This is a genomic window from Pseudomonas sp. PS01299 (assembly GCF_029960145.1).
GTDB lineage: Bacteria > Pseudomonadota > Gammaproteobacteria > Pseudomonadales > Pseudomonadaceae > Aquipseudomonas > Aquipseudomonas putida_A.
Window position 1 is genome coordinate 17630 of the sequence record NZ_JASCPO010000027.1, and the last position, 26960, is coordinate 44589.

Sequence of the window (26960 nt, forward strand, 5' to 3'; positions counted from 1 at the left end):
GTCCCGCGCCTGAGCCGCGCTTCTAGAAACGCACGCCGCTAGTCACCATCGCCGCATTGGCGCCGAGAAATACCAGCTCGGCGGCCAATGGGCCGTAGTGAGTCCCGACGGACGGAATGATCACCGGCGCAACGCCGTAGCGGTTCAAAGGAATCTTGTCCTTGTAATCACCGCGATAACCCTGCAACAGCCCACCCGTGAGTTTCAGATACAGCGGATATTCGCTGCTGTCATAGCGCTTGCCGACATAGGCGTAGTTCGAGCGCTGGCGGAACGAGTTACGGAAAGTTGCCCCGCCAAATACCCAGCCGGACGCCTGATTGCGTTCGATGCCGATCAAGTCCTGATGATTATTGTGCTCGGGGTCGGGCGAGTAATGTCGGGTGTAGACACTGGTCTGGGCATACCAGAAGCCTTTGCCTTGCGCATTGTCCTCGGCCAATGCATGGCCGGCCTGAGCCATCAGCAACGCGGCCAGAAGTCTTGGGATTTTCATAGTGCAGCCTCAGTTAAACGGGATGGCTTGCGCCAGAGGAAGGCCGTTATACGTAGGCGTTCAGCGACGGAGAAGAAAGAAAGTCCGACATTTTAGTAGGAAGATTCCTGCGCTTTCTTGAACCAATCCTGAACAAGCGAAGGCTTATGCATATTTCATTCGGGTATTTAAGATATTTCGGCAATGGTATTAGGCTATATAAAACCGCATAGCGTTGACTAATACACCCGATTTAGCGCTATCGAGCAGGTCATACATCCTTTAGCACTTTTCGTTTTAGATTTACTGCTATATGTTCTAACGAACGAATTGCGCTTACATCTTGTAATACTTGCGGGGCCGAACACTTCCGTCATGACAGCCATAGAATCTGCTTTTCTGAATCTGGCTTATCCTCCGCGGCTCGATCTGGGGCCGCAGCTCACTCACGAACAACTTCTCGCTTCCATGCAATCGACCATGGCGCGCCACAAGGGCGGGCCGGTTTGGCTGTTCGCCTACGGGTCGCTGATCTGGCGCCCGGAATGTACGGCGGTGGAGCGGGTGCGCGGGCGCGTCCATGGCTACCACCGCGGCCTGTATTTGTGGTCGCACGAGCATCGGGGGACGCCGGAAATGCCCGGGCTGGTATTTGGTCTGGATCGCGGCGGTTCATGCAGCGGCTTCGCCTATCGGCTGCCGGAAGAGAATCTCGACGCTGCGCTGTACGCGCTGTGGAAACGCGAGATGCCGTTCCCGTCCTATCGCCCGCACTGGCTCAACTGCCGGCTCGAAGATGGCAGTCAGGTGCAGGCGTTGGGATTTGTTCTGGAGCGACACCTGCCCAGCTATGCCGGCAACTTGCCGGATCACGTGCTGAGTCAGGTGTTCGAAAGCGCTTGCGGGCGTTACGGCACCACTCGCGATTATGTCGAGCAGACCGCCCACGCCCTGCGCAGCCACGCCATGCCGGATCGAAATCTGGAGGCGCGGCTCAAGCGCTGTCAGTCAAAAGCCGATCAGGCGACGGCTTCGCGGCTCTGACTGGCGACTTGCTTGTGCCACAGGGTCGGGGCCAGGAAGGCCATCGACAGCAGGCAAGCGCCCACCAGCAGGACAAAACCACCGTTCCAGCCGAAGTGGTCAACGGTGTAGCCCATCGCCGCACTCGCCGCGACCGAACCACCCAGGTAACCGAACAGACCGGTGAAGCCCGCAGCCGTGCCGGCGGCTTTCTTCGGTGCCAGTTCCAGCGCCTGCAGGCCGATCAGCATCACCGGGCCATAGATCAGGAAGCCGATCGAGAACAGCGCGATCATGTCCACGGTCGGGTTGCCGGCCGGGTTCAGCCAGTACACCAGTGTCGCCACGGTCACCAGCGCCATGAACACCATGCCGGTCAGGCCACGATTGCCACGGAAGATCTTGTCCGACATCCAGCCGCACAGCAGCGTGCCCGGAATGCCCGCCCACTCGTAGAAGAAATAGGCCCACGAGGTTTTATCCACGGTGAAACCTTTGGCTTCTTTCAGGTAGGTCGGCGCCCAATCCAGTACGCCGTAGCGCAGCAGGTAAACGAACACGTTGGCCATGGCGATGTACCAGAGCATTTTGTTGCGCAGCACGTATTTGACGAAAATTTCCTTGGCGCTGAATTCCTCTTCGTGGCTGGCGTCGTAGCCTTCCGGGTAATCGTTCTTGTACTTCTCGATCGGCGGCAGGCCGACCGATTGCGGGGTGTCACGCATGGTGATGAAGGCAAACACCGCCACGCCCAGCGCCACCGCTGCCGGAACGTAGAAGGCTGCGTGCCAGTCATTGAACAGGCCCATGCCGATCAGGAACAGCGGGCCGATCAGACCGCCACCGACGTTATGCGCCACGTTCCACACCGAAACCACGCCGCCACGTTCCTTCTGCGACCACCAGTGCACCATGGTGCGTCCGCTCGGCGGCCAGCCCATGCCCTGGGCCCAGCCGTTGATGAACAGCAGGATGAACATCATGGTCACGCTGGACGTCGCCCACGGCGCGAAACCGAAAATGAACATCACCCCGGCGGACACCAGCAGGCCGAATGGCAGGAAGTAGCGCGGGTTGGAACGGTCGGACACCAGGCCCATCAGGAACTTCGACAGACCGTAGGCAATGGCGATGGCCGACATCGCCAGACCCAGATCGCCACGGCTGTAGCCTTCGTCGATCAGGTACGGCATGGCCAGCGAGAAGTTTTTGCGCAGCAGGTAGTAACCCGCGTAGCCAAAGAAGATACCGGCGAAGATCTGCCAGCGCAGGCGTCGGTAAGTACTGTCTATTTTTTCTTCAGGCAATGGAGCCTGATGTGCGGCAGGACGAAAGAAAGCAAACATTCAAGAGCTCCAGATTTCTTGTTTTGACTGCGGATGCGAATGTTACAGTTTCGTTACCGAAAATAGCACCGGTTCGCATCGGCAAAACAGCGGAAAATGTTGGAAGTCGCACGTTCTTTTACGAACCTGTCGCTCAGCTGTAAGAACAGGGCGTTTTCACCACTTATCTACATGGAGTGACTTAGACTCGCGGCCCGTTCAGCCGATTGATCAGCCGAGATAAGCAATGTCACTGAAGGTTCGCATGTTGGTGCCGAGATTTTTGGTGGCAGCGGGACTTGCCGTCGTGTTGCTGACATTGATCGTCACCGATCATCCTTCGCATTCCGGCCTGCGCAACGCCACGGTGCTGATCATTCGGCATGCGGAAAAACCGGATACAGGATCGGTGCTCAATGCCCGAGGCGAGCAACGCGCCGCCGCCTACGTCGACTATTTCAATCCGCTGAAACTCGACGGCCAGACACTCACGCCCCAGCGTTTGATCGCTGCCGGCGATACCCCGGAAAGTTCGCGCTCACGCCTGACCCTGACCCCGCTGGCCCAGCGCCTGAACCTTGCGATCGAGCAGCCCTTCGTCAATGGCGATCTGCATCAACTGGTCAAACTGTTGCGCAAGAGCAATCAGGCGCAGACGGTGCTGATCGCCTGGCATCACGGCCATATCAATAAACTGCTCAAAGCCTTTGGCGGCGACCCCATAGCCCTGATGGGTCAGGAAAAATGGCCGGATGAGGTCTTCGACTGGCTGATCGTCCTGCGCTTCGATGACAAGGGCCGGCTGATTCCGTCGCGCAGTCTGAAGGTGCAGGAGCACTTGTTGTCGGGCGACTCTGCCGGGCCGAACGGCGGCTAAACGTCCGTCAGAAAATTTACCTGCCGTCATTTGCCCAGCGGTTTCGTCGGATTTCCCATCGGGATCAGGAAATGTCCTGCATTCAATAGCGAAGCTGCGCCATTCAGTTAAAAGACAGTGCTCCGTAAACTTTCTGTTGTTGCCGGACAGGCATCTCAATAGGGAAGGGGCGCGATAATGCGGTGGTTTTTTGCAGGGCTTTTATTGACGATCTTCAGTCTTGCACTGGCGGCAGAAGGGTTACTCATACCTGAAAACAACCCGCAGCCGATTTACCCGAAGAGGTTGTCCAGGGCAGGGGTCGAAGGCGAGGTCAGGGTCAGCTTTATCGTCAAGGCGGATGGCTCGGTCAGCGCGATCGACATCGTGCAAAGTGATCACCCCGATCTGGCTGAGGCGGTCAAAGACGCCATAACACAGTGGCGCTTCAGGCCCTGGACGGTTGAAGACGGTCGGCCTGCGGAACAGCCCATCGTGGCGCCGATGCTCTTTCGATTGGCGAGGGATCAGCCGATCGACATCAACCAGTGGCTGAAGTCAGTAAAGTGTCGCGTCATCAATGACGGTTTCAGGAACATGCCTGAGCACGCCTGGGTCGACGCAGAAGTGTTTAATTACACCCGTGCTTACGTTTCCAACGTGATTCTCAAGAGTCAGTTGGCCGATGAACAACGTCTGGCAATCATCGCCAAGATGAACCGGCGCGTACCGATGATCGTCAGAGGCTGCCGGGAAGCTCCTATGCGTAGCTACATGAGTTTTCTGCCGGGAGAGGTTCGCGAGTTGCTTTGATAGCCAGCGACGCTGTGTTGCTGCCTGGCGCGAATCAGGCCGGCTCCGAGAGGTCACCGGCCAGAAAACACTCAGCGCACCTGCACCACCACCTTGCCCACCGCCTTGCGCTGCCCCAGATCGTTGATCGCCTGCGCCGCGTTGCTCAGCGGATACACCTGCGACACCAGCGGCTTCAACTTGCCCTCGGCGAACCAGCCGAACAACTGCTGGAAGTTCGCCGCGTTGTCCTGCGGCTGACGCTGGGCGAAGGAGCCCCAGAACACGCCGAGTACCGCGGCGCCCTTGAGCAGGGCGAGGTTGACCGGCAGCTCGGGGATGCGTCCGCTGGCGAAGCCGACCACCAGCAGGCGGCCGTTCCAGGCGATGGCGCGGATGGCCTGATCAAACAGGTCGCCGCCGACCGGGTCGTAGATCACGTCGGCGCCCTGGCCGTCGGTGAGGCGTTTGATTTCGTCCTTGAGGCTGGTTTCGCTGTAGTTGATCAGTTCATCGGCACCGGCGGCCTTGGCCACGGCGAGTTTTTCCGCGCTGCTGGCGGCGGCAATGACCCGGGCACCCATGGCTTTGCCGATTTCCACCGCCGCCAGGCCGACGCCACCGGAAGCGCCGAGCACCAGCAGGGTCTCGCCCGGTTGCAGGTTGGCCCGTTGTTTGAGGGCGTGCATCGAAGTGCCGTAGGTCATGCTGAACGCGGCGGCGGTGTTGAAATTCATCGACGGCGGGATCGGCAGCACGTTGTAACCCGGCACCGCGACCTGTTCGGCGAAGCTGCCCCAGCCGGTCAGGGCCATGACCCGGTCGCCGACTTTCAGATGGCTGACCTTTTCACCGACGGCGCTGACCACGCCGGACGCTTCGCCCCCCGGCGAAAACGGGAAGGGCGGCTTGAACTGGTATTTGCCCTCGATGATCAGCGTGTCCGGGAAGTTGACCCCGGCGGCGTGCACCTCCAGCAGGATTTCGTTCTTCTTCGCGACAGGACTGGCGACGTCTTCCAGCACCAGCGATTCGGCAGGGCCGAAGGCTTTGCACAGCACGGCTTTCATCAGGGCTATTCCTTTGGGAGTGATGGCCGATAAGTGTAGGTGTGTCAGTCAACGGGTCAACGAGCATGCCCGGCCCTGATAGTCAGCCATAAGCTTGTGCTTGCGCGGCGGGTCGTTATGCTAGGCCGCAAACCGGATAAGGAGCGAATTGTGAAAGCGTGGATCATGTTGTTGCTGGCCCTGTCTCTGCCTGTGGCAGCGCTGGCCGAAGAAGCCAAAGAAGGCGAGGCGCCGAAGGTCAACTACATCACCCTGAGCCCGCCGTTCGTGGGCAATTACGGGCTGGACGGCACGCCGAAGCTGAAGGTCTACAAGGCCGACGTGGCGCTGCGTGTGACCGGCGAAGAGGCGACCAAACTGGTCAAGGCCAACGAGCCGCTGATCCGCAATCAACTGGTGGCGCTGTTCACTCAGCAGACCACCGAGGCGATGGGCAGCATCGAAGGCAAGGAAAAGCTGCGTCAGGAAGCCCTGAAGCAGACCCAGCAAGTGATGAATGACGAGACCGGCAAACCGGTGGTTGAAGATCTGTTGTTCAACAACCTGATCATTCAGTAACCACGCTGGCCGCTGTTCAGGACGCCAGGCTTTTGCGAAAGCGCGCCAAGGCGATAACGAAGAACAGCAGGCCGATGGCCGTCAGCGCCAGCAAGTCCGGCCAGACCACGCTCAGCCCGGCATCGCGAAACAGAATCGCGGCGCTGAGGCTGACAAAGTGTGTGGACGGCGAGCCCTGCATGACCCATTGCAGCCACTGCGGCATGCTGTCCAATGGCGTGCTGCCGCCGGACAGCAGCAACATCGGGATGATCACCGGAATCGCCAGCAGGCCGAACTGCGGCGTCGAACGCGCCAGCGTCGCCAGAAAGATGCCCAGCGCGGTACTGGCAAACAGATAAACCGCAGTCACCAGCAAAAACAGGCTCATCGAGCCGGCCAACGGCACATCCAGCAGGCCTTTGACCACCACCTCCAGCGACAGCCAGGTGCACAACACCACCACCAGCAGGTTGCTCCAGATTTTCGCCAGCATGATTTCCAGGGCCGTCAGCGGCAGCACCAGCAAATGGTCGAGCGTGCCGTGTTCGCGTTCGCGCAGCAGCGCCGTGCCGGTGAGGATGATCGCCAGAATAGTGATGTTGTTGACGATCTGAATCACCGCCAGAAACCAGCCGCCCTCCAGATTGGTGTTGAACAGGGCGCGAGTAGTCAGTTGCACGGGTGCCTTGGCCGCTGCACCGCCCTGACCGGCATAGTCGAGCAATTCGCGCTGGAAGATCCGGCCGATGTAGCCGGCGCCCATGAACGCCTGGCTCATCGCTGTGGCATCGACGTTGACCTGAATCGCCGGTTGCCGCGCGGCGAGCAAGTCGGTTTGAAAGCCCGCCGGAATATTGATCACGAAGGTGTACTCACCGCTGTCCATGACCTGATCCAGTTGCGCATAAGGCAGCAGCACCGGCGTCTGGAATTCCGGCGGCTGCAGGGCCTGGGCCAATTGGCGTGAGAGGGCGCTGTGGTCTTCGTCGACGATGGCCACGCTGGCGTTGTGCACGCCGATCACCGAACCGGCGGCGGGCATGTAAATCGCCACGGTGAAGGCGTAGAACAGGAACAGCAGCAACACGCTGTCATGGCGCAGGCTGGTCAGTTCCTTGAGTCCCAGGCGCAGGATGTGCGCGAACTTGTGCATCAGGCCTCCTGCTTTTTCAGCATGATCAGGCTCAGCCCGGTGAACCCGACAAAGAACCCGAACAGCGCCAGGCACTGTGGCCACAGTTGACGCAAGTCCAGCGCTTTGGTGAACGTACCCACCGCGATGTCGAGGAAGTGCCCCGCCGGAAACAGCATGCCCATCACTGCTGCCGCACCTTCCAGCGACGAGCGCGGCACGATCAGCCCGGAGAACTGGATGGTCGGCAGGCTGGTGATGATCATGGTGCCGAGGATCGCGGCGATTTGCGTGCGGGTGAATGCCGAAATCAGCAGGCCCATGCTGGTGGTCGCCAACACATACAGCAGTCCGCCGAATGCCAGTGTCAGCAGGCTGCCCTTGAACGGCACGCCGAACAGCCAGCGATTCATCGCCACCAGCAGCGCCAGATTGACCAGACTGACCAGCAGGTACGGCGCCTGTTTGCCCAGCAGAAACTCCAGACGGGTCAGGGGCGTGGCGTAGAAATTGGTGATCGACCCCAGCTCCTTTTCGCGGACGATGCCCAGCGCCGTGAGCATCGCCGGAATGAACGCCAGAATCAGCGCCATGACCCCGGGGCCGATAGCGTTGACGCTAACCACGTCCTGGTTGTAACGAAAGCGGGTTTCCAGGCTGGCGGCCGCCGGGTGGGCCAGCGCCGGGCTGCTCTGCTCGGCTAGTTGTTGCAGATTGGCCAAGTGTACGGCTTCAACATAATTGCGGCTGGTTTCGGCGCGAAACGGCATGCCGCCATCCAGCCACGCCGCCACAGCGGGTTGGCGCCCGGCGTACAGATCGCGGCCGAATCCGGGGGGAATCTCCAGCGCCAGTTTGATTTCCGAGCGTTGCAGGCGCCGGTGCAGTTCCTGCGGGTCATGAATGGCCGGCTGTTCGTCGAAGTACCGGGAGCCGCGAAACGCCTCCAGATAAGCTCGGCTTTGCGGTGTCTGATCCTGGTCGTACACGGCGAACGCGAGGTTTTCCACGTCCAGCGAGATGCCGTAACCGAAGATCACCATCATGAAAATCGCCCCGGCCAAGGCGAACGCCATGCGCACTTTGTCGCGCAACAGCTCCTTGCCTTCGCGACTGGCCACGGCCAACAGGCGACCGAGGCTGAAACCGTGCTGGGGCACTGGTGTTGGTGCAGCGCTCGGCGGCGCCATTTGCGGTTCGGCCACAGGCGCTGATGGCTGAGCGCCCTGAGCCTGTTCCAGGCAAGTGACGAAGGCCGCTTCCAGCGTCTCGCCGGCAAACTGGCGTTGCAGCGCCGCCGGGGTGTCGCAGGCGAGAACTTTGCCCGCGTGCATCAGCGAGATGCGGTCGCAGCGCTGCGCTTCGTTCATGAAGTGCGTGGAGAGGAAGATCGTCACGCCCTGTTCGCGGGACAACTCGATCAACAGTCGCCAGAAATCATCACGGGCTGCCGGATCGACGCCGGAAGTCGGCTCGTCGAGAATCAGCACCTCCGGGCGGTGCAGCACCGCCACCGCCAGTGACAGACGCTGGCGCAGCCCCAATGGCAATGCTCCGGATGGCTGGTCGGCGACCGCGAGCAGATTGAAGCGCTGAATCAACGCCTCGATGCGTTGTGCGCTCTCGGTTTTGGGCAGGTCGAACAGCCGCGCGTGCAGTTCGAGGTTCTGCCGCACACTGAGTTCGCCATACAACGAAAAACTCTGCGACATGAAGCCAACCCGCTTGCGCGTGGCCAGATCCTTGGCGTTCACCGGGTTACCGAGCAACGTCGCACTGCCTTCGCTGGCCGGCATCAGCCCGGTCAGGACTTTCATGGTGGTGGTCTTGCCGCAGCCGTTGGAGCCAAGAAAGCCGAAAATCTCGCCACGCCCAATGGCAAAACTGACGTGATCCACAGCGGTGAAGTCGCCGAAGCGCAGCGTCAGGTCGTGGGCTTCGATGGCGATGTCGCTGCTGTTGCCGGTGCGCGGTGGAATCACCAGCGGCTGAGCGTCATGCTGGCTGTCACCCTGAAAATGGGTGAAGGCGTCATCGAGTTTGCCGCTGGGGGTGACGTTCGCCAGCTCGCGGCTCAGGCCGGTGGCGATCAACTTGCCGGCATCGAGCATCAGGCAATGCTCGAACTGCTCGGCTTCTTCCATATAGGCCGTGGCGACCAGCAGCGTCAGTTGCGGGCGCTGGCGTCGCACATCGTCGACCAACTCCCAGAAGCGCCGGCGCGAGAGCGGGTCGACGCCGGTGGTCGGCTCATCGAGGATCAGCAGATCCGGTTCATGGATCAGCGCGCAACACAGCCCGAGTTTCTGCTTCATGCCGCCGGACAACTTGCCGGCGGGGCGCTCGGCGAACTTCAGCAGATCCGTGGCGAGCAACAGGCTGTGCATGCGCTGCTCGCTTTCAGCCTTGGACAGGCCGAACAGCGTCGAGAAGAACTGGATGTTCTCGCGGATCGACAGCTCCGGGTACAAGTTGCCGCCCAGCCCCTGCGGCATGAAGGCGATGCGCGCATAGAGTGTGTCGCGATGCCGGCGATCCTCGATCGCGCCACCGAGCACGTCCAGTTGCCCTTGCTGCAAGGTCTTCACGCCGGCAATCAACCCCAGCAGGCTGGATTTGCCGGCGCCATCGGGGCCGATCAGCCCGCAGCGCGTACCGGCGGGCAGGCTGAAGGCGATATCGCTCAGCGCTTGCTGTTTGCCGTAGCGGTGCGCGATACCGTTCGCTTGAACCGCAAGGCCGCTCATTGCAGATTGGCCGGCCATTCGACGGGCGCGATCCGCACGTAGCCGGCCCCGGGCATGCCGGGTTTGGCCTGCGGCACGGCGCTGGGCTGAACCAGGCGCAGCTTGACGCGGAACACCAGTTTTTGCCGCTCGTCGCGGGTCTCGACCTCTTTGGGGGTGAACTGCGATTTGGCCGCGACGAAGCTGATTTTTGCCGGCAGCGGGTTATCGGGCAAAGCATCGAGCAGCACGCGCGCCTCATCGCCCACCGCCAGGCGCCCGGCCACCGCGGCTGACAGATAGAGGTTCATGTACTGGTCGTTGGGATCGATCAGCAGCAAGACCCGGCCACCGGCCCCCAGCACTTCGCCGGGTTCGGCCATGCGCAGCTGGATCACGCCATCAATCGGCGCGCGCAGACTGCTGTCGTCAATTTCACTGGTCAACTGTGCGACTTGAGCCTGTGCCGCGCCAATCGCCGCACTGACAGCAGACACCTGGGCCCGGGCGGCGACAACGGCGGCATTACCGGTGCCGATGCGTGACTGCAGCTGATCGATGATCTGCGCGCTGACGTAACCGTGCTTGAACAGTGATTGCGAACGCCCGAGCTCTTGCTGGGCCAGCAACAGCTCACTCTGGCGCAATTGCACGTTGGCCTGAGCGGCGTTGAGATTCTCCCGGGCGCGCAACACTTCGGCTTCGGCCTGATTGCGCTGGGCTTCGAGGGTGCGGGTGTCCATACGCGCCAGCAGTTGGCCCTTGCTGACCTTGTCGCCTTCGTCGACCAGCACCTCGGCGAGGCGCCCGGGGGTCTTGCTGGCGATCTGCACTTCAGTGGCTTCCAGCCGCCCGTTGCCCATCGACAGTCCTTCGACCAGGCGGCTGCTGATGGACATCCAGTAACCTAATCCGCCAGCGGCGGCGAGTAACACCAGGAGCGAACCGGCGTATAGAAGTGAAGAACGGCTGTGCGTCGACATGGGGGCATCCTGCGGCTGTGGCTTGCAGTCTGACTGTTCAAGCGTTCCATTCGCTTGATGTCAGTCAAATGAGCGCCAAGCCTAGCCCCTTTTGCCGGTAAAAACCGTGACTGGCGAGTTCTTAGCGCAAACCGAGTACGGCGGCCCACTGTTCGGCCGTAACCGGCATGACCGACAGGCGACTGCCTTTCTGCACCAGCGGCATTTCGGCCAGCGCAGTCTGCTGTTTCAGGTAATCGAGCTTCAGCACCCGGGCAAACGTCTCGACATGCACAACATCAATCGCAGTCCAGGCGTTTTTATCGGGTGTGGCCTTCGGGTCGAAGTAATGGCTCTCGGGTTCCAGTGCGGTGGGATCCGGGTACGCCGCCTCGATTATTTTGCCGATTCCGGCGATACCCGGCTCCGGGCAACTGGAGTGGTAGAAAAAGAACTCATCGCCCACCGCCATCGCCCGCAGGAAATTGCGCGCCTGATAGTTGCGAACCCCGTCCCAGCGCGCTTTGCCGAGTTTCTCCAGATCTTTGATCGAGAGTTCGTCGGGCTCGGATTTCATCAGCCAATAGGCCATGTCTTTTGCTCCTCAAGCGGTGATTGGGCAGGTTGTCGGGCAATTTTATGACAAACCGACGGTCGGTTGACGTCAGCGTTTGCGCCCGGGTTCACGTTGTCGCAAAATGCCGGCCTTTAAAGCTTGACGCTGCTGCACGGCCTACGAACGGAAACCGCTGCTGTCATCGTGATGATGTGCCTTGAGGGGGGCAATCGATGAAACGCAAACCGGATTTGCTATGGACTTTGGTTATTTTGTTCGGCCTTGGTGTCGTGACCACCGGTTACGCGCAAAGTCTGTGGACGAGCAAGACCGATGCTCCGGTTGAAGTCGCGCAACAGGTCCAACAGTCGACCGCCTTCAAACGCTGAAACTGCCTTCCCGACGCCGCTGATCTGCGCGGCGTCTATCCCGCGAAATACCACGCTTTATCGGTGACCGTGCCCTGCAACGGTACATCCCAGCTGGCCTGCGCCAGGCGTTCGACCTTCTGACATTCATGGGCCAGGCCCAGCAACGTCGGCTTGCGCCAGTTCTTGCGCCGGGCCAGGTACGCCAGACTGCGATCGTAGAATCCGCCGCCCATCCCCAGGCGTCCGCCAGCATCGTCAAACCCCACCAGTGGCAACAACACCAGATCCAGGGTCCAGATCTTGCGCTGATGGGCCAGATTGGCTCGTGGTTCGAGAATGCGGAAGCGGTTGGGCTTGAGCTTGTCGCCGGGGCGAATCCGCTGGAACACCATTTTGGTTCGCGGCCAGGCGCTGAGCACCGGCAGGTAGGTGGCCTTGCCGCGACGCTGGGCTTCACGCAGCAGCAGGCGCGGGTCGATTTCACCGTCGGTGGGCAGATAAAGCGAAATATGTCGGGCCCGGCGGAAGTGCGGGTCTTGCGCCAGTTGGCGGAACAGGCCTTTGGCGGCCTGCCGCTGTTCACCGGGAGTCAGTGAACGACGCGCCTTGCGCAGCAGGCGGCGGAGTTGCGGGCGGGGCAGCAGCGCAGGTTCGGTCATGGTTCGGCTTCGGCAGGTGAGGGCGAAAACGCACGCATAAAAAATCCGATGCCGGCAAAAACCGGCATCGGATTCGAATCAGGCTCCCCGGATGAACCGCTGTCAACTTAGCCCTTGAACCCGAAAGTTCAAGGTGGAAGATGCAGTAGACTTTAAGGCTTTCCGTCTGGCGGACATGCACACCAGCCCAACGTGCAACCTCCAGGGTAGTGCAAATCGGCTCAGGGACATCGTCAACTGGCAAGCACCCCAGGGAGTGCCGCGAGTATACCTCAAGCGGCCTGGCGAATCAGCCCTTGCTGATGTCCGGATCGTCGGCCAGCACCAGATCGACACGATCGAGCAAGTCGCGCACCTGTTCACGGGTCGAGCCGCTGGCCTGGATGTCCGGGCGCTCTTCTTTGTGCAAGAGGTCGTGGGTGATGTTCAGCGCGGCCATTACCGCAATACGGTCGGCGCCGATGACTTTGCCGCTGCTGCGGATCTCGCGCATCTTGCCGTCCAGGTAGCGGGCGGCGCTGACCAGATTGCTGCGTTCTTCCTGGGGGCAGATGATCGAATATTCTTTGTCGAGGATCTGCACGGTAACGCTATTGCTTGAACTCATGAGTCTTGCTCCAGGGCCTTGAGGCGCGAAATCATCGATTCGACCTTACGCCGGGCGATTTCGTTTTTTTCAATGAGGTGAGCGCGTTCCTCGCGCCAGGTCTTTTCCTGAGCTAGTAAGAGTGCGTTTTGACTCTTTAGTTGCTCGACTCGGGTAATCAGCTTTTCGAGTCTGGCCATCAGCGCTTGCAGGTCGGTGTCTTCCATTGTGTCCACTGAATTCATCTGATGGGCGGCAGGCGCCTGGCTGGCGGACAGCCTTTAATAGTCTTGGCGAGTCTGTCGATGTAGGATACAAGGCCTTCATTCTAGACATAGCGCCGTCTGGCGCCTAGCTGCCCATGACCATTGCGAATTCCCCGTACCAAGCCTTTGCCACCCTGCTGACGTCCAGCGGCCACAACGTCTCGCCTGCCGAACTGCACGGCCTGCTGCTCGGCCGCAGCTGCGCCGGTGCCGGCTTCAACGCCGACGAGTGGCTGATCGATGCCGCCGAACTTCTGGAAAACGAGCCACAGGACAACGTCCGCAACGCCCTGATCGGCCTGCAAGAGATGGTCAAGGGTGAGTTGACCGGTGACGACGTCACCGTCGTTCTGCTGCTGCCGACCGATGACGCGCCGCTGGCCGACCGCGCCGCCGCACTGGGCCAATGGTGCCAGGGCTTCCTCAGCGGTTTCGGCCTGAACTGCCGCGACAGCAGCATGCTCAGCACTGAAGCCACCGAAGTGCTGCAGGATCTGGCGGCGATCTCCCAGGTGCAAGACGCTCTGGAAGAATCCGAAGACGGCGAAAGCGACTACATGGAAGTCATGGAATACCTGCGCGTCGCGCCGCTGCTGCTGTTCTCGGAAACCAAGAAAGCCGACGTGCCGCCAGCCGCCAAGCCGTCGCTGCATTAATCGCGTGCCAGGGAAAGCCATCTGCCCATGATCCATATCCCCAAAGCGGAATACAGCCGTCGCCGCAAGGCCCTGATGGCGCAGATGGAACCCAACAGCATCGCGATCCTGCCCGCCGCCGCAGTCGCGATCCGCAACCGCGACGTCGAGCACGTCTACCGTCAGGACAGCGACTTTCAGTACCTCAGCGGTTTCCCCGAGCCACAGGCGGTCATCGTCCTGATGCCCGGCCGCGAGCACGGCGAGTACGTGCTGTTCTGCCGCGAGCGCAATGCCGAACGCGAGTTATGGGACGGCCTGCGCGCCGGGCAAGAAGGTGCAATCCGTGATTACGGCGCTGACGACGCGTTCCCGATTACCGATATCGACGACATCCTGCCGGGCCTGATCGAAGGCCGCGACCGGGTGTATTCGGCGATGGGCAGCAACCCGGAGTTCGACCGCCATCTGATGGACTGGATCAACGTGATCCGCTCCAAGGCGCACCTCGGCGCCCAGCCACCGAACGAATTCGTTGCCCTGGATCATCTGCTGCACGACATGCGCCTGTATAAATCGGCGGCAGAAGTGAAGGTGATGCGCGAAGCCGCACGGATTTCCGCTCAGGCGCATATCCGCGCGATGCAGGCCAGCCGGCCGGGACTGTACGAATACAGCCTCGAAGCCGAGCTCGATTACGAGTTCCGCAAGGGCGGGGCGAAGATGCCGGCCTACGGTTCCATCGTCGCCGCCGGGCGCAACAGTTGCATCCTGCATTACCAGCAGAATGACGCGCTGCTCAAGGACGGCGACCTGGTGTTGATCGACGCCGGTTGCGAGATCGACTGCTACGCCAGCGACATCACCCGCACCTGGCCGGTCAACGGCAAGTTTTCCGCCGAGCAGAAAGCGATCTACGAATTGGTGCTGGCCTCGCAGGAAGCCGCATTCGCTGAAATCGCTCCGAACAAAAACTGGAACCAGGCGCACGAAGCCACGGTACGGGTGATTACCGCAGGCCTGGTCAAGCTCGGAATCCTGCAAGGCGAGGTCGATGAGTTGATCGCGACCGAAGCCTATAAAGCGTTTTACATGCACCGTGCCGGCCATTGGCTGGGCATGGATGTACATGACGTTGGCGAGTACAAGGTCGGCGGCGAATGGCGGGTGCTTGAGGTTGGCATGGCGCTGACCGTGGAACCGGGCATCTACATCGCCCCGGACAACCAGAACGTGGCAAAGAAATGGCGCGGCATTGGCGTGCGCATTGAGGATGACGTGGTAGTGACCAAGACCGGTTGTGAAATATTGACCAGCGGCGTACCGAAAACCGTCGCCGAAATCGAAGCGCTGATGGCGCAAGCACGGACACACGCGGCATGAGTCGAGTCAATCTGGCAATCATCGGTGGCGGCCTGGTCGGCGCCAGCCTGGCGTTGGCCTTGCAGGCCGGGGCCAAGGCGCGTGGCTGGAAAATCGTCCTGATCGAACCGTTCGCCCCCGGCGACAGCTGGCAGCCGAGCTACGACGCACGTTCGTCGGCGCTGTCCTTCGGTTCCCGGCAGATCTATCAACGGCTGGGCGTGTGGCAGGAGATTTCCCGCCGCGCCGAGCCGATCAAACAGATTCACGTGTCCGACCGTGGCCGCTTCTCCACCGCCCGTCTGTCGGCGATGGAAGAGGGCGTGCCGGCACTCGGCTACGTGGTGGAAAACGCCTGGCTCGGCCAGTGCCTGTGGCAGCACCTGGACAAAGACGTGATCAGTTGGCGCTGCCCGGCGGAAGTCACGCGCATGGAGCCGCTGCCTGACGGCTATCGCCTGACCCTCAATGATGAAACCACCGTCGAGTGCGATCTGGCGGTGCTCGCCGATGGTGGTCGCTCCGGTCTGCGCGAACAACTGGGCATCAACGTGCGCAAGCGTCCGTACAACCAGAGCGCGCTGATCGCCAACATCACCCCGAGCGAATCACACAACGGCATGGCCTTCGAGCGCTTCACCGACGAAGGGCCGATGGCCTTGCTGCCGCTGCCGGACAACCGTTGCGCACTGGTCTGGACCCGCCTGGGCATGGATGCGCAACGCCTGGCAGACCTCAGCGAGCGCGATTTCCTCAGCGAACTGCAAGGCGTGTTCGGCTACCGCCTCGGCACCTTGAAACAGGTCGGCGCGCGGCATCTGTATCCGTTGTCACTGGTCGAGGCCGAAGAGCAGGTGCGCTCGCATTTGGCCGTACTCGGCAATGCCGCGCACAGCCTGCACCCGATTGCCGGACAAGGTTTCAACCTGTCCCTGCGGGATGCTGATGCACTGGCTGCCGCACTGCTCGCCAGCGACAAACCGCTGGGCGACTTCGCCACCTTGCAGGCCTATCGCGAGCGGCAGCGTCTGGATCAGGAGCTCACCGTGGGCTTCTCCGATCAGGTCACCCGGCTGTTCGGCAGCACCCAGCCGCTGATCTCGCTGGGCCGCAACATCGGCCTGCTCGGGCTCGATCTGTTGCCACCGGCCAAGCGCTGGTTCGCCCGTCAGGCCATGGGGCTGGGGACGCGGCCGGATGCTTGAGCGGCGGGTCGGCACTTTCACTTTCAGCAGCGCGCCGCCAACTGGCGCGCTGGCTAAAACCCTTTACGGGCGGCGTATGCCGCCAGCGAGACAGGCTTAAAGCATGGAAATGCGCGCAGATCTGCTGATTGTCGGAGCCGGAATGGTCGGCAGCGCCCTCGCGTTGGCGTTGCAGGACAGCGGCCTGGAAGTGTTGCTGCTCGACGGCAGCCCGCTGAGCGTCAAACCGTTCGACGCCGCCGCGCCGTTCGAGCCGCGAGTGAGCGCCTTGTCGGCGGCCAGCCAGCGGATACTCGAACGCCTTGGCGTCTGGGACGGCATCGCCAAGCGCCGCAGCAGCCCGTACACCGACATGCACGTGTGGGACGGCAGCGGCACCGGGCAGATTCATTTCTCGGCGAGCAGTGTGCATGCCGAAGTGCTCGGCCATATCGTCGAAAACCGCGTGGTGCAGGATGCCTTGCTCGATCGTTTGCACGATTGCGATCTGGGCATGCTGGCCAACGCACGGCTGGAACAGATGCGCCGCTCCGGTGACGACTGGCTTCTGACTCTGGCCGATGGTCGGCAGTTGCGTGCGCCGCTGGTGATTGCGGCGGACGGCGCCAATTCGGCGGTACGCCGTCTGACCGGCGTCGCTACTCGCGAGTGGGATTACCTGCACCATGCCATCGTTACCAGCGTGCGCAGCAGCAAGCCGCACCGGATGACAGCGTGGCAGCGTTTCACCGATCACGGGCCGCTGGCGTTTCTGCCGCTGGAGCGTGACGGGCAGCAGGACTGGTGCTCGATCGTCTGGTCGACCACGCCAAGTGAAGCCGAACGCCTGATGGCGCTGGATGAAGCGGCATTCTGTCGTGAGCTGGAGCGAGCCTTCGAAGGTTGCCTGGGCGAAGTCGTCAGTGCTGATCCACGGCTGTGCGTGCCTTTGCGTCAACGCCACGCCAAACGCTACGTGGCCGAAGGCCTGGCACTGATCGGCGACGCCGCGCACACCATTCACCCGTTGGCCGGGCAGGGTGTGAACCTGGGTTTTCTCGATGCGGCGGTGCTGGCTGAAGTGCTGTTGCAGGCGGCGGAACGCGGCGAACGGCTGGCGGATGTGAAGGTGCTGAGCCGCTACGAGCGCCGGCGCATGCCGCACAACCTGGCATTGATGGCGGCGATGGAGGGCTTCGAGCGTCTGTTCCAGGCTGACCCGTTGCCGGTGCGCTGGTTGCGCAACGCCGGATTGAAACTGGTGGAGCAGATGCCGGAGGCCAAGGCGTTGTTTGTGCGTGAGGCGCTGGGGTTGACCGGGGATCTGCCGGCACTGGCCAAACCCTGAGATCTTTATTGAGGCTGATGGCCTCTTCGCGAGCAAGCCCGTTCCCACATTGAAATGCATTTCAAGGGTGGGAGCGGGCTTGCTCGCGAAGGGGCCAGAACCGACGCCATGAATTTCAGCTTGTGCAACATCTGGTAACTCCTTGCCCAAGTGTTCGATTGAGCTGGTAAATGTGAGTCCTTATCATTTGGCCCACATTTTCCGACCGAGAGATCACTCCCATGTTGGCACCCAAGCGTCTCCTGACCGCACTGGCCCTGACCCTGATCGGCAGCACTGCCGCCCAGGCCGCCGACGAGGTGGTGGTCTACTCCTCGCGTATCGATGAGTTGATCAAACCGGTGTTCGACGCCTACACCGCGAAAACCGGGGTGAAGATCAAGTTCATCACCGACAAGGAAGCGCCGCTGATGCAGCGGATCAAGGCCGAAGGCGAAAACGCCACCGCCGACCTGCTGCTCACCGTCGATGCCGGCAACCTCTGGCAAGCCGAGCAGATGGGCATCCTCCAGCCGTTCACCTCGAAGACCATCGACAGCAACATTCCCGCGCAATACCGCTCCTCCAGCCACGCCTGGACCGGCCTGAGCCTGCGCGCGCGGACCATCGCCTATTCCACCGAACGGGTGAAACCGGACGAGTTGACCACCTACGAAGCGTTGGCCGACAAGAATTGGGAAGGGCGTCTGTGCCTGCGCACGGCGAAGAAGGTCTACAACCAGTCGCTGACCGCGACCATGATCGAAGTGCACGGCGCCGAGAAGACCGAGAAGATCCTCAAGGGCTGGGTCAACAACCTGTCCACCGATGTGTTCTCCGACGACGTTGCGGTGCTGGAAGCGATCAACGCCGGGCAGTGCGACGTCGGCATCGTCAACACCTACTACTACGGTCGCCTGCACAAGCAGAAGCCGGATTTACCAGTGAAACTGTTCTGGCCGAATCAGGCCGGTCGCGGCGTACACGTGAACCTGTCGGGTATCGGCCTGACCAAGCATGCGCCGCATCCGGAAGCGGCCAAGGCACTGGTCGAGTGGATGACCACGCCTGAGGCGCAGAAGATCTTCGCCGACGTCAACCAGGAATTCCCGGCCAACCCGGCAGTGAAACCTTCGGAAGAAGTGGCGGCGTGGGGCAAGTTCGTCGCTGACACCTTGCCGGTGGAAGTGGCGGGCAAGCGTCAGGCGGAAGCGATCCGCATGATGGATCGGGCGGGTTGGAACTGAGTATTTGCCGGTCGCTGTGTTCGCTCAAGATCGCTGCCCTCACCCCCAGCCCTCTCCCGGGGGGAGAGGGAGCCGATCTCCATGGCTTTCAAGACCGGAGCTCGGCTCGATGTATCAGATCGGCGTAAATCGAAAGATCACCACGTTCAGTCCCCTCTCCCTCCGGGAGAGGGTTAGGGTGAGGGCAGCAATCTCGAGCTGAAACACCTGAATCAGAACCACCAACCACCCCTCAGAGTCCCAAAAGTGGCCCACCCCGCCCAACGCCGCTGGTACCCCATCGTCCTCGCCATCGCTGCGCTGGTGCTGCTACCCCTGAGTGTCCTGCTGCTGTCGTGGCAGACCATCGATCAGCAGATCTGGTCGCACCTGTGGGAAACCCAGATGCCGCGCCTGCTCGGCAACACCCTGACGCTGGTGCTCGGCGTTGGCGTCGGTGTGACGCTGCTCGGTGTCAGTCTGGCGTGGCTCACCAGCCTCTGCGAATTCCCCGGACGGCGCTGGCTCGACTGGGCGCTGATGCTGCCGTTCGCCATCCCGGCCTACGTGCTGGCGTTCGTCTTCGTCGGCCTGCTGGACTTCGCCGGCCCGGTGCAGACCCTGCTGCGTGAGTGGTTCGGCAGCGGCCTGCGCCTGCCGCGCGTGCGCTCCACCGGCGGGGTGATTGTGGTGCTGGTGCTGGTGTTTTATCCCTATGTCTACCTGCTGGCGCGCACCGCGTTTCTCGCGCAGGGCAAAGGCTTGATGGAGGCGGCGCGGGTACTCGGGCAATCGCCATGGCAGGCGTTCTGGCGGGTGGCGTTGCCGATGGCGCGTCCGGCGATTGGCGCCGGTGTGGCGCTGGCGCTGATGGAGACGCTGGCGGATTTCGGTGCTGTCTCGGTGTTCAATTTCGACACCTTCACCACCGCCATCTACAAGACCTGGTACGGCTTCTTCAGCCTGCCGAGCGCGGCGCAACTGGCCAGCCTGTTGCTGCTGGTGGTGATGCTGGTGCTGTACGGCGAGCGACGCGCCCGTGGCGCCAACCGGGCGAGCAACGAGCGCCCCAGGGTCAAGGCGTTGTATCAGCTGCACGGGCTCAAGGCGTTCGCGGCGACCGGCTGGTGCACGTTGGTGTTTGCCTGCGCGTTCGTGATTCCGCTGCTGCAACTGCTGGTGTGGTTCTGGCAGCGCGGACGCTTCGATCTCGATGAGCGTTATGCCGGGCTGATCCTGCACACCCTGTATCTGGGCGGCATGGCGGCGTTGATCACCGTCAGCGTCGCGCTGCTGCTGGCGTTTGCCCGACGTCTGGCGCCGACCCGGGCAATCCGTTCCGGGGTCAGTCTGGCCAATCTTGGTTATGCGCTGCCGGGTTCGGTGCTGGCGGTGTCGATCATGCTGGCGTTCAGTTATCTCGACCGCGAACTGGTGATTCCGCTGTCGGGCTGGCTCGGCGGCGCCGGCAAACCATTGCTGCTGGGCAGTCTGGCGGCGTTGCTGATGGCCTATCTGGTGCGCTTTATCGCGGTGGCCTACGGGCCGCTGGAAAACAGTCTGGCGCGTATACGGCCTTCATTGCCCGAAGCGGCACGTAGTCTGGGTGTCAGTGGGCCGCGACTGTTTTTCAAAGTGTATCTGCCGCTGTTGCTGCCCGGCACACTGAGCGCGGCGTTGCTGGTGTTCGTCGATGTGCTCAAGGAAATGCCCGCGACCCTGCTGATGCGCCCGTTTGGCTGGGACACGCTGGCGGTGCGGATCTTCGAAATGACCAGTGAAGGGGAATGGGCGCGGGCATCGCTGCCGGCGCTGACCCTGGTGTTGGTCGGCCTGTTACCGGTCATCGGCCTGATCCGCCGCTCGGCGCACCGAAACACTTAGTCGTCAGTCCTGAATCATGCGGCTACAATGCGCGGCATTCGGTGCGGTTCGTCTGACAGACCCGTTCGCTGAAATCGGCTGAAAGCCTTCTATTTCGAGGCTTTCACCCCGTACAGCGGCTGTCCGCACCTTCGCCACGCCCGGAAGGAGAAACCCATGGGACAGCGTACGCCTCTGTATGACCTGCATCTCGCCCTCGGCGCGAAGATGGTCGATTTTGGCGGTTGGGACATGCCACTGCATTACGGCTCGCAGGTCGAGGAACACCACGAGGTGCGCCGCGATTGCGGGGTGTTCGATGTTTCCCATATGACCGTTATCGACATTGACGGCCCCCAGGCCAAGGCCTGGCTGCAGCATTTGCTGGCCAATGACGTCGAACGCCTGCATCGCCCCGGCCGCGCGCTCTACAGCACGATGCTCAACGAACGTGGCGGCATCGTCGACGACATGATCGTCTATCGCCTCGAAGACCGTTATCGTCTGGTGTTCAACGCCTCCACTCGCGACCAGGATCTGGCGTGGATGCAGGCGCAGGTCGCCGGTTACGACGTGCATCTGCACGAGCGTCAGGATCTGGCGATGCTCGCCATTCAAGGCCCGCAGGCCCGGCAGAAGATTGCCGAACTGGTGACCCAGTCCCGCGCCGCACTGATCCAGCACCTCAAACCGTTCGAAGCCGAAGTCGATGGCGACTGGTTCATCGCCCGCACCGGTTATACCGGTGAAGACGGCCTGGAAATCGCTTTGCCGGCCGAGCAGGCGCCGGGATTTTTCAACGATCTGGTCGGTGCCGGTATTTCGCCAATCGGCCTCGGCGCCCGCGACACGTTGCGGGTCGAAGCCGGGATGAACCTCTACGGCCAGGACATTCATCAGGATGTCTCGCCGCTGGCGTCCAATATGGCCTGGAGCATCGCCTGGGAACCGGCTTCGCGGCAGTTCATCGGTCGCTCGGCGCTGGAAGCGGAAAAAGCCGCCGGCGTTGCGCACAAACTGGTGGGTCTGGTGCTTGAGGAGCGCGGTGTTTTGCGCGCCCATCAAGTGGTTCGTATCGCCGATGTTGGCGAAGGAGAGATCACCAGTGGTAGTTTCTCTCCTACGCTAAGCAAATCGATTGCCCTGGCGCGTGTACCGATGGCTACCGCCGACCGCGCCGAAGTGGAAATCCGTGGCAAGTGGTATCCGGTACGAGTGGTCAAACCGACCTTCGTGCGCCATGGTAAAACCTTGATCTGACCTTTTCCGGCGGGCCTGACCGCTGACAATTTTCTTGAGGACACCGAGCATGAGCAATATCCCCGCTGAACTGCGTTTTGCCGAAAGTCATGAATGGGCACGCCTGGAAGCCGACGGCACCGTTACCGTGGGCATCAGCGATCACGCGCAGGAAGCGCTGGGCGATGTGGTGTTCGTTGAACTGGCCGAAGTCGGCAAGGTGTTTGCTGCCGGTGAGGCTGCCGGTGTTGTCGAGTCGGTGAAGGCCGCGTCCGACATCTACTCCCCGATCGGCGGTGAAGTGATCGCGGTCAACGAAACGCTGGCTGACTCGCCGGAAGAGCTGAACAACGATCCGTACGCCGCATGGATCTTCAAGCTCAAGCCAAGCGACAAGGCCGAGCTGGACAAGCTGCTGGACGCTGCTGCCTACAAGGCTGCCATCGGCGAATAAGCAGACTGTAATACTGCAAAAGCCCCGATCTCTCGGGGCTTTTTTGTAGGCGTCGATCAGGCGTCGCGCAATACCGCTTTCACTGCCGCCACCGAACGCTCGACGTCGTCCTTGGTCATGGTGGTGAACATCGGCAACGACACGATCAAGCGTCCAACGCGCTCGGCCACCGGCAACATCCCTTCCTTGAAACCGCGCTCGCGGTACAGGCTCAGCAAGTGAATCGGCGGGTAGTGATAGCCGATGCCGATGCCTTTGTCCTGCATCTGTTCCATGAACGTGGCGCGGGCCGGCAAGCCGTCCTTGCGCTCCGGCAGGACCAGCTGGAACAGGTGCCAGTTGCTCTGGGTGAAATCCGCTGGCGGCAGTTGCGCGCCATAGGTCGCTTCAAAGTCATCGCCAAAACATTTGAAGTAGTGCCGGGCCAGTTCCTGACGATGGGCGGTCAGCGCCTCGATATGGGCGAACTGGCCGAGGCCGATGGTGGCGGCGATGTCGGTCATGTTGAACTTGCCACCGAGCACATCGACGTCCAGACCATCAAAGCCGTTGCGGGTCACGCCCTGCAGGCGGTACTTCTCCGCCAGCCGCGCCTCTTCCGGGGTGTTCAGCACCAGGCAGCCGCCCTCGGAGCAGGTGACGTTCTTGTTCGCCTGAAAGCTGAACGACACGAAATCGCCGGTGGCGCCGATGCGCTGGCCGTTCCAGCTCGACCCCAGGGCCTGAGCGGCGTCTTCGACAATGCGCAAGTTGTGTTTGCGGGCGATGGCGTACAAGCGTTCCATGTCCACCGGCAGGCCGGCGAGGTACACCGGAATCACTGCTTTGGTGCGTGGGGTGATCGCCGCTTCGAGCCGGTCCAGATCGATATTGCGGGTCACCGGGTCGATGTCGGCAAACACCGGTGTGGCGCCGACTTCGAGGATCACGTTGGCGGTGGCGACCCAGGAAATCGGCGTGGTGATCACTTCGTCACCCGGCCCGATGCCGGCGATGCGCAAGGCGATTTCCATGGTGCAGGTGCCGGAGTTGAAGGTGCGCACCGGGCGTCCACCGAAGTATTCCGACAACTGTGCTTCAAAGGCCTGGACCTTCGGCCCGCTGGTGATCCAGCCGGAACGCAGCACATCGCCGACGGCGGCAATCGTGGCTTCATCAATGACAGGTTTGGAAAACGGCAGGAACGGCAGTTGGTTCATGAGGATTGGATCATCCGAAGGTTGGACGCCTGATGCAGGCGCTACAGCATGCCCCGGAACCCCCTCTGCCGCCAAGCCGTGCGCGTCGGGATCGGCTGCTATGCTGGTTTGACCGTGTTGCATTGACGCCGAGCGCCAGCCAAGAGAGAGCCCGTCATGTCCCAGTTGCCATCCTTGAGCCAGTTACGCGACCCCGAAGCCTTTCTGCGCCGCCATTTGGGCCCCGACGCCGCCGAACAGCAGGCGATGCTCGACAGCCTCGGTCTGGGCAGCCGGGTCGAACTGATCGAGCAGACGGTGCCGCCGGGCATTCGCCTGAATCGGGCGCTGGACTTGCCGCCGGCCCTTGATGAGCAGGCGGCGCTGGCCAAGCTGCGCGGTTACGCCGAGCAGAATCAGGTGTGGACCAGCCTGATCGGCATGGGCTACCACGGCACGCTCACGCCGACGGTCATCCTGCGCAATGTGCTGGAAAATCCTGGCTGGTACACCGCCTATACACCGTATCAACCGGAGATCGCCCAGGGCCGTCTCGAAGCGTTGCTGAATTTTCAGCAACTGACCATCGACCTCACCGGTCTTGAACTGGCCAACGCCTCTTTGCTCGACGAAGCCACCGCCGCTGCAGAAGCCATGGCGCTGGCCAAGCGTGTGGCGAAGTCGAAGAGCAATCTGTTTTTCGTCGATGAGAACTGTCATCCGCAAACCATCTCCGTGGTGCAAACCCGCGCCGAAGGTTTCGGCTTCGAGCTGATCATCGACGCTGTGGATAACCTCAACCAGCATCAGGTGTTCGGCGCGTTGCTGCAGTATCCCGACACTCACGGCGAGATCCGTGATCTGCGCCCGGTCATTGATCAGCTGCACGCGCAGCAGGCGCTGGCCTGCGTCGCTACGGATTTGTTGAGCCTGTTGCTGCTGACACCGCCGGGTGAACTGGGCGCGGATGTGGTGTTCGGTTCGTCCCAGCGCTTTGGCGTACCGATGGGCTACGGTGGCCCGCATGCGGCGTTTTTTGCCAGCCGCGAGGAGTACAAACGGGCGATTCCGGGGCGGATCATCGGCGTGTCGAAAGACGCTCGTGGCAACGTCGCGTTGCGCATGGCCCTGCAAACCCGTGAGCAACATATTCGCCGCGAGAAAGCCAACTCGAACATCTGCACCGCGCAGGTGCTGCTGGCCAACATCGCCAGTTGCTACGCGGTGTATCACGGGCCGCAAGGCTTGAAACGCATCGCCCAGCGCGTGCACCGCTTGACCTGCATCCTGGCGGCGGGCCTTGAGCGCCATGGCATCCAAAGGATCAACGCACAGTTTTTCGACACCCTCACGCTGGAGGTTGGCGGCGCGCAGAGCGCGATCATCGACAGCGCCAAGGCTGCGCAGATCAACCTGCGGATTCTCGGCCGTGGCCGAGTCGGCTTGAGCCTCGACGAGACTTGCGATGAAAACACGGTGGCCAAACTGTTCGACGTGCTGCTCGGTGCCGATCATAGTTTGAACGTCGACGACATTGACGCAGAAGCACTGGTTTCCGGCATTCCCGACCACCTGCAGCGCAACACGCCGTACCTGCGCCACCCGGTGTTCAACGCGCATCACAGCGAAACCGAGATGCTGCGCTACCTCAAGCAACTGGAGAATAAGGATCTGGCGCTCAACCAGTCGATGATCCCACTGGGCTCCTGCACCATGAAACTCAACGCCACCAGCGAGATGATCCCGATCACCTGGCCGCAGTTCGCCAACCTGCACCCGTTCGCGCCACGGGAACAGGCGGTCGGTTACACCTTGATGATTGAAGAACTGGAGCGTTGGTTGTGCGCGATCACCGGGTTCGATGCGATTTGCATGCAGCCCAACTCCGGCGCTCAGGGCGAGTACGCCGGGCTGCTGGCGATTCGCAAATATCACGAGAGCCGGCAGCAGGGCGCGCGGGATATCTGCCTGATCCCGTCCTCGGCGCACGGCACCAACCCGGCCTCGGCGCAGATGGCCGGGATGCGCGTGGTGATCGTCGAGTGCGACGAGGCCGGCAACGTCGATCTGGACGACCTGAAAACCAAGGCTGCCGAGGCGGGGGACAAGTTGTCGTGCCTGATGGCGACCTATCCGTCGACCCATGGTGTGTACGAGGAGGGCATCAGCGAAATCTGCGAAGTTATCCACAAGCATGGTGGTCAGGTGTACATGGATGGCGCGAACCTCAATGCGCAGGTCGGGCTGGCGCGGCCGGCGGACATCGGCGCCGACGTGTCGCACATGAACCTGCACAAGACTTTCTGCATTCCCCACGGCGGTGGCGGGCCGGGCATGGGGCCGATCGGTATTCGCGCGCATCTGGCGCCGTTCGTTGCCAATCACCCGGTGGTGCCGATTGACGTCCCTTTGCCACAGAACGGCGCAGTCAGCGCGGCGCCGTGGGGCAGTGCGAGCATTTTGCCGATCAGCTGGATGTACATCGCGATGATGGGGCCGCAACTGGCGGATGCCAGCGAAGTGGCGATCCTCGCGGCGAACTATCTGGCGCAGCATTTATCCGGCGCATTCCCGGTGTTGTACACCGGGCGCAACGGGCGGGTCGCTCACGAATGCATTCTCGACCTGCGGCCCTTGAAGGCGCAGACCGGGATCAGTGAAGAGGACGTCGCCAAGCGCCTGATGGACTATGGTTTCCATGCGCCGACCATGTCCTTCCCGGTGCCAGGGACGTTGATGGTCGAGCCGACCGAGAGCGAGTCCAAGGCCGAACTCGATCGTTTCATCGGCGCGATGCTGAGCATCCGCGCGGAAATCACCGAAGTGCAGAACGGCAACTGGCCGGCGGAAGACAACCCGCTCAAGCGCGCGCCGCATACCCTGGCGGATGTCACCGGAGTGTGGGAGCGGCCTTACAGCATCGAGCAGGGGATCACCCCGGATGCGCACACCAAGGCGCACAAGTATTGGCCGGCGGTGAATCGGGTGGATAACGTTTATGGGGATCGCAATCTGTTTTGTGCCTGCGTCCCGGTGGACGATTACCGCTGATCTTCAGGCAACACGCAGAGCCATAGTGGGAGCGGGCTTGCTCGCGAAGGCGTCGTGTCAGAAAAATGGATGCGTCTGACCCACCGCCTTCGCGAGCAAGCC

The 26960-nt window shown here is 61.7% G+C and carries 25 protein-coding genes and 1 other RNA gene; 14 read left to right on the plus strand and 12 right to left on the minus strand.

Features of this window, described 5'->3' with window-relative positions; genetic code table 11:
* Nucleotides 1–22: 22 nt before the first annotated feature.
* Entirely contained in the window at nucleotides 23–496 is a 474-nt protein-coding gene (locus QMX91_RS07800) for a sn-glycerol-3-phosphate transporter (protein ID WP_139055148.1), read from the minus strand.
* A gap of 354 nt (nucleotides 497–850) precedes the next feature.
* Here QMX91_RS07800 and QMX91_RS07805 point away from each other — a divergent pair, with 354 nt between their 5' ends.
* The gene (locus QMX91_RS07805; protein WP_098966192.1) at nucleotides 851–1519 is read left to right on the plus strand and encodes a gamma-glutamylcyclotransferase; all 669 of its coding nucleotides are present in this window, start codon (nucleotides 851–853) and stop codon (nucleotides 1517–1519) included.
* On the opposite strand, the gene glpT is transcribed toward QMX91_RS07805, so the two are convergent.
* Nucleotides 1495–2844, minus strand: coding sequence for a glycerol-3-phosphate transporter (gene glpT / locus QMX91_RS07810; protein ID WP_282412510.1), 1350 nt, complete (start codon nucleotides 2842–2844; stop codon nucleotides 1495–1497). The two genes, QMX91_RS07805 and glpT, sit on opposite strands and share 25 nt — an antisense overlap.
* 226 nt (nucleotides 2845–3070) lie before the next feature.
* Between glpT and QMX91_RS07815 the strand changes: the two genes are divergently transcribed.
* Both QMX91_RS07815 and QMX91_RS07820 read left to right on the plus strand, forming a co-directional pair.
* A complete protein-coding gene (locus QMX91_RS07815; RefSeq protein WP_282412511.1) occupies nucleotides 3071–3700 on the plus strand; it encodes a flagellar basal body-associated protein FliL in 630 nt (209 codons plus the stop codon).
* A gap of 177 nt (nucleotides 3701–3877) precedes the next feature.
* Nucleotides 3878–4492, plus strand: coding sequence for an energy transducer TonB (locus QMX91_RS07820; protein WP_098966189.1), 615 nt, complete (start codon nucleotides 3878–3880; stop codon nucleotides 4490–4492).
* Between the two features lie 71 nt (nucleotides 4493–4563).
* Here QMX91_RS07820 and QMX91_RS07825 read toward each other — a convergent pair whose 3' ends face one another.
* Nucleotides 4564–5541 carry an NADPH:quinone oxidoreductase family protein gene (locus QMX91_RS07825; RefSeq protein WP_123585813.1) on the minus strand — a complete coding sequence of 326 codons (978 nt, stop codon included), beginning with the start codon at nucleotides 5539–5541 and terminating at the stop codon, nucleotides 4564–4566.
* 150 nt (nucleotides 5542–5691) lie between these two features.
* Between QMX91_RS07825 and QMX91_RS07830 the strand changes: the two genes are divergently transcribed.
* A complete protein-coding gene (locus tag QMX91_RS07830; RefSeq protein WP_027610485.1) occupies nucleotides 5692–6099 on the plus strand; it encodes a flagellar basal body-associated protein FliL in 408 nt (135 codons plus the stop codon).
* Nucleotides 6100–6115: 16 nt separating this feature from the next.
* Here QMX91_RS07830 and QMX91_RS07835 read toward each other — a convergent pair whose 3' ends face one another.
* The 4 genes from QMX91_RS07835 to QMX91_RS07850 form a co-directional block, all read right to left on the minus strand.
* Entirely contained in the window at nucleotides 6116–7234 is a 1119-nt protein-coding gene (locus tag QMX91_RS07835) for an ABC transporter permease (protein ID WP_210556363.1), read from the minus strand.
* Entirely contained in the window at nucleotides 7234–9960 is a 2727-nt protein-coding gene (rbbA, locus tag QMX91_RS07840) for a ribosome-associated ATPase/putative transporter RbbA (protein ID WP_282412512.1), read from the minus strand. The genes QMX91_RS07835 and rbbA overlap by 1 nt, the downstream gene beginning before the upstream one ends.
* Entirely contained in the window at nucleotides 9957–10922 is a 966-nt protein-coding gene (locus QMX91_RS07845; RefSeq protein ID WP_202369138.1) for a biotin/lipoyl-binding protein, read from the minus strand. Before QMX91_RS07845 ends, rbbA begins: the two co-directional genes overlap by 4 nt.
* A 121-nt stretch (nucleotides 10923–11043) precedes the next feature.
* The gene (locus QMX91_RS07850) at nucleotides 11044–11493 is read right to left on the minus strand and encodes an EVE domain-containing protein (RefSeq protein ID WP_282412513.1); all 450 of its coding nucleotides are present in this window, start codon (nucleotides 11491–11493) and stop codon (nucleotides 11044–11046) included.
* A gap of 197 nt (nucleotides 11494–11690) precedes the next feature.
* Here QMX91_RS07850 and QMX91_RS07855 point away from each other — a divergent pair, with 197 nt between their 5' ends.
* Entirely contained in the window at nucleotides 11691–11846 is a 156-nt protein-coding gene (locus QMX91_RS07855) for a hypothetical protein (protein WP_003229308.1), read from the plus strand.
* Between the two features lie 35 nt (nucleotides 11847–11881).
* Here the strand turns inward: QMX91_RS07855 and QMX91_RS07860 are convergent, their stop codons facing one another.
* From QMX91_RS07860 to QMX91_RS07875, 4 genes are all read right to left on the minus strand, one after another.
* Nucleotides 11882–12487, minus strand: coding sequence for a 5-formyltetrahydrofolate cyclo-ligase (locus tag QMX91_RS07860; RefSeq protein WP_003229306.1), 606 nt, complete (start codon nucleotides 12485–12487; stop codon nucleotides 11882–11884).
* Between the two features lie 80 nt (nucleotides 12488–12567).
* Nucleotides 12568–12746, minus strand: a non-coding RNA gene (gene ssrS / locus QMX91_RS07865) — 6S RNA.
* Between the two features lie 30 nt (nucleotides 12747–12776).
* Nucleotides 12777–13094 (minus strand): cell division protein ZapA, encoded by a 318-nt coding sequence (locus tag QMX91_RS07870; protein ID WP_007967943.1) that lies wholly within the window; start codon nucleotides 13092–13094, stop codon nucleotides 12777–12779.
* Nucleotides 13091–13300, minus strand: coding sequence for a TIGR02449 family protein (locus tag QMX91_RS07875; RefSeq protein WP_103483758.1), 210 nt, complete (start codon nucleotides 13298–13300; stop codon nucleotides 13091–13093). The genes QMX91_RS07870 and QMX91_RS07875 overlap by 4 nt, the downstream gene beginning before the upstream one ends.
* Nucleotides 13301–13434: 134 nt before the next feature.
* On the opposite strand from QMX91_RS07875, the gene QMX91_RS07880 reads away from it, so the two are divergent.
* The 8 genes from QMX91_RS07880 (at nucleotide 13435) to gcvH (ending at nucleotide 22629) form a co-directional block, all read left to right on the plus strand.
* Nucleotides 13435–13995 (plus strand): YecA family protein, encoded by a 561-nt coding sequence (locus tag QMX91_RS07880; RefSeq protein WP_098966178.1) that lies wholly within the window; start codon nucleotides 13435–13437, stop codon nucleotides 13993–13995.
* A 27-nt stretch (nucleotides 13996–14022) separates the two neighbouring features.
* Nucleotides 14023–15357: a Xaa-Pro aminopeptidase gene (pepP, locus tag QMX91_RS07885; RefSeq protein ID WP_135296803.1), complete on the plus strand. Its 1335-nt coding sequence runs from the start codon at nucleotides 14023–14025 to the stop codon at nucleotides 15355–15357.
* Complete coding sequence (gene ubiH, locus QMX91_RS07890) at nucleotides 15354–16541, plus strand: 2-octaprenyl-6-methoxyphenyl hydroxylase (RefSeq protein WP_098966175.1); 1188 nt, start codon at nucleotides 15354–15356, stop codon at nucleotides 16539–16541. Before pepP ends, ubiH begins: the two co-directional genes overlap by 4 nt.
* Nucleotides 16542–16650: 109 nt before the next feature.
* On the plus strand, nucleotides 16651–17868 hold the full coding sequence (locus QMX91_RS07895) for a 2-octaprenyl-3-methyl-6-methoxy-1,4-benzoquinol hydroxylase (RefSeq protein ID WP_185022011.1): 1218 nt from the start codon (nucleotides 16651–16653) through the stop codon (nucleotides 17866–17868).
* Between the two features lie 221 nt (nucleotides 17869–18089).
* On the plus strand, nucleotides 18090–19094 hold the full coding sequence (locus QMX91_RS07900) for an extracellular solute-binding protein (protein ID WP_282412514.1): 1005 nt from the start codon (nucleotides 18090–18092) through the stop codon (nucleotides 19092–19094).
* 246 nt (nucleotides 19095–19340) lie between these two features.
* Nucleotides 19341–20957, plus strand: a complete 1617-nt coding sequence (locus QMX91_RS07905) for an iron ABC transporter permease (protein ID WP_098966170.1) — start codon at nucleotides 19341–19343, stop codon at nucleotides 20955–20957.
* Between the two features lie 156 nt (nucleotides 20958–21113).
* The gene (gene gcvT, locus QMX91_RS07910) at nucleotides 21114–22196 is read left to right on the plus strand and encodes a glycine cleavage system aminomethyltransferase GcvT (protein ID WP_027610497.1); all 1083 of its coding nucleotides are present in this window, start codon (nucleotides 21114–21116) and stop codon (nucleotides 22194–22196) included.
* Between the two features lie 49 nt (nucleotides 22197–22245).
* Nucleotides 22246–22629, plus strand: a complete 384-nt coding sequence (gene gcvH, locus QMX91_RS07915) for a glycine cleavage system protein GcvH (protein ID WP_027610498.1) — start codon at nucleotides 22246–22248, stop codon at nucleotides 22627–22629.
* Between the two features lie 56 nt (nucleotides 22630–22685).
* Here gcvH and QMX91_RS07920 read toward each other — a convergent pair whose 3' ends face one another.
* Complete coding sequence (locus QMX91_RS07920) at nucleotides 22686–23828, minus strand: DegT/DnrJ/EryC1/StrS aminotransferase family protein (protein ID WP_282412515.1); 1143 nt, start codon at nucleotides 23826–23828, stop codon at nucleotides 22686–22688.
* A gap of 156 nt (nucleotides 23829–23984) precedes the next feature.
* Here QMX91_RS07920 and gcvP point away from each other — a divergent pair, with 156 nt between their 5' ends.
* Nucleotides 23985–26858, plus strand: coding sequence for an aminomethyl-transferring glycine dehydrogenase (gene gcvP, locus QMX91_RS07925; protein WP_282412516.1), 2874 nt, complete (start codon nucleotides 23985–23987; stop codon nucleotides 26856–26858).
* The last annotated feature ends 102 nt before the right edge of the window (nucleotides 26859–26960 follow it).